1 protein-coding gene is annotated in these 630 nt (G+C 18.3%); it reads right to left on the bottom strand.

The features are described 5' to 3' along the window. Positions 1–105: 105 nt before the first annotated feature. The gene (locus GQX97_RS13840; RefSeq protein ID WP_013244923.1) at positions 106–501 is read right to left on the bottom strand and encodes a hypothetical protein; all 396 of its coding nucleotides are present in this window, start codon (positions 499–501) and stop codon (positions 106–108) included. Positions 502–630 lie beyond the last annotated feature (129 nt).

Genomic DNA, 630 nt, shown 5'->3' with positions numbered 1-630 from the left:
ATCAATTTAGTAGACTTCATACTTTTCTCCTATTGTATATATTTTTATTCTTATAAATAACTCATATTTAATTTAAAAGTAAAATAAAAACAAAAAAAATTTACACTATTTTGTTATTTTTTTACCTTTTCTTAAATTATCTAATAAATTATCATATTCTATAGAAACCATTATATTATAGTATCTATTATCTACATAATTTGCATATTCTACTTTCACATTATTAGATATAAAACTTTTYAAATCATCATAATATTTATAATTTTGAGGCAATTCTTTTGAAAAAGCATTCTCAATTTTAACAATAGAAAGAGATAAAGCAGCATTATAAGCRCTATTTTTATTTTCTTCTAATGTGGCATTATTATCACTATTTGGATAGCCTATAGAATTAATGCTAAATTTATTTTCATTAATCCAACCATTATTAAGAGTTTTAGAATTAGTATTTACAGAGCTGCAAGAATAAATAAAAAGCAATATTATAATAAAATATCTCATAACAACCTCAAGTATTTTATATAAAAAATAATCGTAAAAATTTAGTTTTTTTTAATAAGATAATTTTGTATATTATTAATTTTAGTTTATAATATTACCGAGTATATAAATAATTTTCTTTATAAAAAC

It is taken from the genome of Brachyspira sp. SAP_772, from assembly GCF_009755885.1.
GTDB lineage: Bacteria > Spirochaetota > Brachyspiria > Brachyspirales > Brachyspiraceae > Brachyspira.
Note: the sequence above shows the minus strand (reverse complement) of the source record. Positions and strands in the feature narration are given on the sequence as shown.